Source organism: Devosia sp., from assembly GCF_036406155.1.
Taxonomy (GTDB): domain Bacteria; phylum Pseudomonadota; class Alphaproteobacteria; order Rhizobiales; family Devosiaceae; genus Devosia_A.
The window spans coordinates 1-6962 of the sequence record NZ_DASWVV010000091.1 but is presented as its reverse complement, the minus strand read 5'-3'; the positions used below and the strand labels follow the sequence as shown (position 1 = coordinate 6962).

Genomic DNA, 6962 nt, shown 5'->3' with positions numbered 1-6962 from the left:
GTTGGCCACGACCTGGCGGGCATAGAGCTTGAACTCAGGCTGCAGGGCCTCCTTGAGGGCCACGGCCTTGGCGGCAATGACGTGCATCAGGGGGCCACCCTGCAGGCCCGGGAAGACCGCCGAGTTGATCTTCTTGGCGATCTGCTCGTCGTTGCACAGGATCAGCCCGCCGCGCGGCCCGCGCAGAGACTTGTGCGTCGTCGTCGTGGTCACGTGCGCATGCGGCACCGGCGAGGGGTGCACGCCGCCGGCGACGAGGCCGGCAATGTGCGCCATGTCGACCATGAGGTAGGCCCCTACCTCGTCGGCGATCTCGCGGAAGCGCGCCCAGTCCCAGACTCGGGAATAGGCAGTGCCGCCGGCGAGGATCAGCTTCGGCTTGTGCTCGCGGGCCTTGGCGGCGACCTCGTCCATGTCCAGCAGGTGATCATCGCGGCGGACGCCATAGGATACGACGTTGAACCACTTGCCGCTCATATTGACCGGTGAGCCGTGGGTGAGGTGTCCACCCGAATTCAGGTCGAGGCCCATGAATGTGTCACCCGGCTGCAGCAGGGCCAGGAAGACCGCCTGGTTCATCTGGCTGCCGGAATTGGGCTGCACGTTCGCGAAGGCGGCGCCGAAAAGCTGCTTGGCGCGCTCGATGGCGAGCGTTTCGGCAATATCCACGTACTGACAACCACCATAATAGCGCTTGCCGGGATAGCCCTCCGCATACTTGTTGGTCATGATCGAGCCCTGCGCCTCGAGCACGGCGCGCGACACGATATTTTCCGACGCGATCAGCTCGATTTCATGCTGCTGGCGCCCCAGTTCCTTGGCGATCGCATCGGCGATCTCGGGATCCGACTGGGCGAGCGAGTCGGTGAAGAAATGCGGAAAGAGGGGAAGTGACGCGGCGGCGCTCATTGGCGTCTCCCGTGAATTGAAGGGGCCGGATTTATGGCGTGCTTGCCCTTATCACACGGGGCAGCCCGATTCCAAGGGCGATGGGTCGCAGGAATCAGAACCGACGTGGCTCGGGGGCGCGCTCCGCCAGCCGACGCCGCAGCTTGGCCAGTGCCAGGTTCTGCATCTGCAGGCGGGAGGCCGTCAGCGGTGCGATGACCACGACCTCGGTGGCGGTTGCCACGTCGATCGCTGCCACCCGCACCTGTTGGCCCAGCTGGGTGAACTCGAAGAGCACCTCGCCCGGCATGCCATCCCTGACCTGCCCCGGCGCCACGGCGGTCAGCTGGCGAAGGTGACCGTACCCGCGGCGTCGTGCTGATACACGTCGTCGCGGAAGCTGACCGTGCCCTGCCGGTTCGCCCAGGCAGTGATGTAGGTCGTATGGATCGGCACCTGATGGGTAAGGGGCACATCCAGCCGCTCGTTGGACTCGAAGGCCGCCTGGACGCCGGTAATGTCCCAGCCGCCGTTGTCGCGCAACAGCCAGGCCACAAGCGCATCGACCTCCTCGACGCGGACGCAGCCCGAGGAGTGGAACCGCGCGTTTTCCCCGAACAGCGCCTTTTGCGGCGTGTCGTGCAGGTAGACGTCGTGCTTGTTGTAGAAGTCGATCTTGCAGTGTCCCATCGAGTTTTCGGCGCCCGGATCCTGGCGGAAGGTATACTTCACTGCCTCCTCCGTGGACCAGTCGATGTCGGTGGGCTGCAACTCGTTGCCGCGGCCGTCGAAGATGCGGATCCGGAACTTGGTCAGGTACTCGGGGTCCTCGTTCATGTACTTGATCAGGTCCCTGCGGATGATGCTCTTGGGCACTGTCCAGTACGGGTTGAACTTCACCTGGTGGATCTTGGAATTGAGGATCGGCGTCGGCCGGTCCACCTTGCCGACGACCGCCGTGTGCCTCTGGACGACGGAACTTGCCTCCACCGCCTCGATCGTGGCGGCAGGGATGTTGACGACGACATAACGATCCGAGAGCGCCGAAGCCCATTGCTCGATGCGCATCGCATTCAGACGGAGCTGGTTGAGCCGGTAGTCGGTCGGCACGTTGAGGGCGTAGAAGGTCGGCTCGTCGATCTGCCCGTTGATGATCAGGCCATGCCGCGCCTGGAACAGGCGCACGGCCGCGTCGAGTCGCTCGTCGAACGTGTCGCTTATGCGTTCCTCGACCGCCATGTCGCCGTTGATCATCAGACGGCGCTTCAATGCCTTCACCGGCTTCCGGCGATGGCCGAGCATGAGGCCGAACCAGTCCTGCTGCGGCAGATCCCAGCTGCCGTTGACGGCAACGAACTGCTCGTAATTCTGGATGGCCAATTGCAGGTTGTAGGCGGTGTCGAACGACAGGATCGGCTCCACCGTCTCGATGAGGCTCAGCGCGGTCGCCGTGTTGCCTTCGCGGTCGGCCTCACGCATCACCCGATTATGGCTGAACATGTCGAACAGGTTGTCGCTGTCCTGGGCGCGCACCACGGCCGGCATCGCCAGGGCCGCCCCGAAGCCTGCCATCGAGCCCAGAAGCCTACGTCGATCGAACCGCATCAATTCACCCGAATTCATCGAATTGCGACACCTTGGCATGGGGCCTCTTACCATCCGCTTACGATGCCCTCAATTCCGCTCAATCAGCTGTGAAGCAGCCGCCGACAGGACGCCATAACTCATGAGAGACGCAGGACGATCGATCCGGGACCTCGTGCCGTCACCGTTGATCCATCCCTTTGCGGCACAAATAAGAAACGCCGGCGTGAAGCCGGCGTTCGCATCGGCGTGTGGCCTCGTCGCCACACCGGCTGCCCTCAGAGCTTGTACAGGATCTGGTCGACCCAGAAGCGCTCGAGCCGGCCAAGGGCCTTGTTGAGTCCCTCGAACGCATCATCGTTGAGGCCGCCGACCTTCTCGATCGACTTGAGGTGGCGGTCGTAGAGTTCGTCGATCACTTCCGCAACCTCTTCCCCCTTGGGCGTCAGCCGGATGCGGACCGACCGGCGGTCGGCGCGCGACCGTTCCTGGAAGATGTAGCCGGTCTCCACCAGCTTCTTCAGGTTGTAGGAGACGTTCGACCCCAGGTAATAGCCCCGCGACCGCAGTTCGCCTGCAGTCATTTCTGCATCCCCGATGTTGAACATCAGCAGGGCCTGCACGGGATTGATGTCGTCCCAGCCCATGCGGTCGAACTCGTCCTTGATCAGGTCGAGAAGCCGCCGATGAAGCCGCTCCACCCGGCTGACAGCTTCCAAATAGAGCGGCTTCAGGCCTTCAGACTTGCCCGGAGCCAGTGCCTCGGCGGCGTTGGACTTGATTGCCATTCTTGCCTCACTGTTTTTCGTCATGCGCGATTTGTTTCGCGTCTCATGGGGCCAAAATACGACGCCCCGAATAAGATCGCCTTAAGCTGCACACTTAAAACTATCTTACTGAAAAAGTTCGGCATTTTGGCTTTATGATTGGTTACGCCAAGTCATAAAGTTGTAACCTAAACGGACTCTTGAAGGGGGCTGGCGGCTATTCGCGCGCCTGCCGCAAGCGCATCCCCAGGACGAAGATGAGGGCGAGGCTGACCAGCAGTACCAGACGCACGGCAAAGCCGAAGGCGGAAACGCGGACGTCCGGGCTGCCGGCCAGGAAGAGCACCAGTTCCACGACCGTCGCCCCCACCAGCAGCACCGCCCCCCAGCTCGCCTTGATCCACAGGCCGACCGCGGCGAACAGCCGCGCCACGGCAAAGATCGCCAGATAGGCGAAGCCGGTCGTTCCCAATAGGGCGAGGGGGCTGACATTGCCGGCAGAAATGCCCAGCAGGCGCGACGCGTCGCTCAGGCCGAGCAACAGCGTGATGATGGCAAGGATGCGGATGTAGCGGCCGGAAATCTCGTTCTTGAAGTCCATCGGGGCCCTCGCGTGGCGCCTCATTAGCCGGTTGCCCCTGGCACGACAAGCATCGCCTGCGGCCAAGGGTGGGCTTGGCGCGAGGTCGCACTGGCTGGTAAGGAGCGGCATCGGATTGTGGAGCGACCAGGCATGAGCGAGCATTGGGCCAAACACGACATGGGATTCCTTGCGGGTCGCAGGCATCGCCGACTGCGGCAATCGCACTGGATGCGGGAGCTGGTGCGTGAGACCACGCTCACCCCCGCCGATTTCATCTGGCCATTGTTCGTCATCGAGGGGCACAACGAGCGCCAGCCGGTGGCATCGATGCCCGGCGTCGAGCGGCTGAGCACGGACCTGATCGTGGAGGCGGCCCGCGCCGCTGCAGCCGAGGGCATCCCGGCCCTCGCCATCTTCCCGAACACGCCTGGCCACCTGCGCAGCGACGGCGCGGAGGAGGCTTTCAACCCGGACAATCTCATGTGCCGGACGCTGAGCGCGGTGAAGGCGGCGGTCCCGCAGATCGGGCTGATCACCGACGTGGCGCTGGACGAGTATTCGAGCAACGGCCAGGACGGGCTGGTGCGCGACGGGGTGATCCTCAACGACGAGACCGTCGAGGTGATGGTCAGGTCCGCGCTCGTGCAGGCGCGCGCCGGTGCCGACGTCATCGCCCCCTCGGACATGATGGACGGGCGCGTCGCCGCGATCCGTCGGGCCCTCGACGCCGAGGGCTTCGACGACACCACCATCCTGTCCTACGCGGCCAAGTACGCCTCTTCCTTCTATGGCCCCTTCCGCGATGCGGTCGGCTCGGGCGAGCGCCTCGTAGGCGACAAGCGCACGTACCAACTCGACTACGCCAATTCCGACGAGGCGCTGCGGGAAGTGGCCCAGGACCTCGACGAGGGCGCCGACATGGTGATGGTGAAACCCGGCCTGCCCTATCTCGATGTCGTCCGCAGGGTTCGCGACAATTTCAACGTGCCCGTGTTCGCCTACCAGGTATCGGGCGAGTACGCGATGCTCTCATTGGCCGCGCAGGCCGGAGCGATGGACCGGCAGGCTGCGATGCTCGAAAGCCTCTTTGCCTTCAAGCGTGCCGGCGCCGCTGGCGTCCTCACCTATTTCGCACTGGAGGCAGCGCGGACGCTGAACCGGTAGCCGGCCGATTTCTTCGGCCGGGCACTTGCGCGGGTCCCGGCCATTCCCATTTTTCACGCATGAGCCACGTCAGCCGCTTCGGGGGCAATGCATGAGATCGGATCTGCCGGACCCGGCATCCGCGCCGGAACTGTTCGAAGGCGTGCTGACACGCCGCGTCATCGCTTTCGTCATCGACAGCGCGATCATGACGGCCATGACGGTGGCGCTCTCGATCGTGGGCGTCGTCGCGGGATTTCTCACCTTCGGCCTGGCCTGGGTAGCGTTGCCCTTCGTGATCGTCTTCGTGCTGCTCGCCTACTATGCGGTGACGCTGGGCTCGCACGCCCGCGCCACCATCGGCATGGCGGCGATGGATCTGGTGCTGACGCCGACGCGCGGAGCCCCGCTCGACGGCTGGAGAATCCTCATCCACCCGCTCGTCTTCTGGATCACCGTCTGGATCGCCTGGCCGTTCTCGCTGCTGATCGCCCTGCTCACGCCACGCCGGGAGATGGTGCAGGACCTTGTCACCGGGACGCTCATGCTGCGCCGCTCGCCAATGCAGCGGCACTGGCGGGGCCAGGCCGGGCGGGCCGGCACGCAGGCGTGACCCAAGCGCTGTTGCGGGCGGACCTGCCGGCGTCTAGACTGTCATCCCAGCCAGGGCAATGCCGTAGATGACGGACCAGACACCTGAAAACACCCAGCTCTTCCTCACTGCGGCCATGCCCTGCCCCTACCTGCCCGGCCGCCAGGAGCGGAAGCTTTTCACCCACCTCACCGGTCGCCGAGCCCAGGCGCTGCACCATCTGCTCAGCGACAACGGCTTCCGCCGCAGCCAGAACCTGATCTACCGGCCGGCCTGCGATGGCTGCAACGCCTGCCAGTCGGTGCGCATCGTGGCCCGCGAGTTCCAGATGACGCCGCGCTATCGGCGCGTGCTCAAGGCCAATGCCGACGTCTCGGTCGAGGTTTGCCCTCCCCGCGCCACGGCCGAGCAATACGCATTGTTCAGGCGCTACCTCGAGGCGCGGCATGCCGGCGGCGGCATGACGCAGATGAGCTTCGTCGACTACGAATACATGGTCGAGGATACTCCGGTGCAGACAATACTCGTCGAGTACCGGCTCAACGCTCAACCCGGGCGCCCCCTGGTCGCCCTGGCGCTGACCGACGTGATGCCCGACGGCCTGTCCATGGTCTACAGCTTCTTCGACCCGCAAATGCCGCGTCGGGGGTTAGGCAACCTGCTCATTCTCGACCATATCAGCCAGGTGACGCTCGCCGGGCTGAGCTATGTCTATCTCGGCTACTGGGTAAAGGATTCCCCCAAGATGGCTTACAAGGGCCGCTTCCGGCCGCTTGAAGTCCAGCGCGGCCCGCTCGGCTGGAAGCGGCTCGACCCGCCTAGCCCGTAAATCGGTTGCTGCGCGGGAAGCCGTTCGGCGGCTGGCGGCCGGCCTGCGCCCGCTCCCCCACCCATTCGGCCAGTTCACCCATGGACTTGGTAAAGGTGCGCCCGGAGCTGTCGGTCCAGGTGAGGCCGGCAGCGGCTTCGAATGTCTTGAGGTCGGCTATGCCGCCGTCCTTGTACTTCTGCAGGCGGACGCCCTTGCCGCGGCTCATTTCGGGCAGCTGGGCCAACGGGAAGACGAGCAGCTTGCGGTTCTCGCCGATGACCGCGACGGTGTCGCCGCTCACGGGCGCGATCAGCTTCGCCTCGTCCGTGCCGGAGACGTTGAGGACCTGCTTGCCCTTGCGGGTATTGGCGACGAGGTCGTCCTCCGCAACGATGAACCCGTTACCCACGCTGGAGGCCACGATGCGCCTGTGGCCGGGGCGGTGGACGAACATGTCGATGATGTCCTGTCCTTCCTCGATGTCCACCATGAGGCGCACCGGCTCTCCCTGGCCACGCCCGCCCGGCAGCTTGTCCGGAAAGAGCGTGTAGACCTTGCCGCCGGTCGTGAGCACCAGCAGCTTGTCCGTCGTCT

At 64.6% G+C, this 6962-nt stretch carries 9 protein-coding genes; 3 read left to right on the top strand and 6 right to left on the bottom strand.

Annotated elements, in window-relative coordinates; all coding sequences use genetic code 11:
• The 5 genes from glyA to VGD93_RS05820 form a co-directional block, all read right to left on the bottom strand.
• The coding region (gene glyA, locus VGD93_RS05840) for a serine hydroxymethyltransferase (RefSeq protein WP_395010127.1) at positions 1-909 on the bottom strand (909 nt) is incomplete at its 3' end.
• 94 nt (positions 910-1003) lie between these two features.
• Positions 1004-1198, bottom strand: a complete 195-nt coding sequence (locus VGD93_RS05835; protein WP_395010125.1) for a DUF6898 family protein — start codon at positions 1196-1198, stop codon at positions 1004-1006.
• A gap of 32 nt (positions 1199-1230) precedes the next feature.
• On the bottom strand, positions 1231-2460 hold the full coding sequence (locus VGD93_RS05830; protein ID WP_395010123.1) for a L,D-transpeptidase family protein: 1230 nt from the start codon (positions 2458-2460) through the stop codon (positions 1231-1233).
• Between the two features lie 290 nt (positions 2461-2750).
• Complete coding sequence (ldtR, locus tag VGD93_RS05825; protein ID WP_395010121.1) at positions 2751-3260, bottom strand: transcriptional regulator LdtR; 510 nt, start codon at positions 3258-3260, stop codon at positions 2751-2753.
• Between the two features lie 196 nt (positions 3261-3456).
• Entirely contained in the window at positions 3457-3840 is a 384-nt protein-coding gene (locus VGD93_RS05820) for a hypothetical protein (protein WP_395010119.1), read from the bottom strand.
• 132 nt (positions 3841-3972) lie between these two features.
• Here VGD93_RS05820 and hemB point away from each other — a divergent pair, with 132 nt between their 5' ends.
• The 3 genes from hemB (at position 3973) to VGD93_RS05805 (ending at position 6386) form a co-directional block, all read left to right on the top strand.
• Positions 3973-4986 (top strand): porphobilinogen synthase, encoded by a 1014-nt coding sequence (gene hemB, locus VGD93_RS05815; RefSeq protein ID WP_395010117.1) that lies wholly within the window; start codon positions 3973-3975, stop codon positions 4984-4986.
• Positions 4987-5077: 91 nt separating this feature from the next.
• Positions 5078-5578 (top strand): RDD family protein, encoded by a 501-nt coding sequence (locus VGD93_RS05810; protein ID WP_395010115.1) that lies wholly within the window; start codon positions 5078-5080, stop codon positions 5576-5578.
• Positions 5579-5645: 67 nt separating this feature from the next.
• Positions 5646-6386 (top strand): arginyltransferase, encoded by a 741-nt coding sequence (locus VGD93_RS05805; RefSeq protein WP_395010113.1) that lies wholly within the window; start codon positions 5646-5648, stop codon positions 6384-6386.
• Here the strand turns inward: VGD93_RS05805 and VGD93_RS05800 are convergent.
• Positions 6376-6962: DNA gyrase C-terminal beta-propeller domain-containing protein (locus tag VGD93_RS05800; RefSeq protein WP_395010111.1), on the bottom strand; the 587-nt coding region annotated here is incomplete at its 5' end. The genes VGD93_RS05805 and VGD93_RS05800 overlap by 11 nt on opposite strands.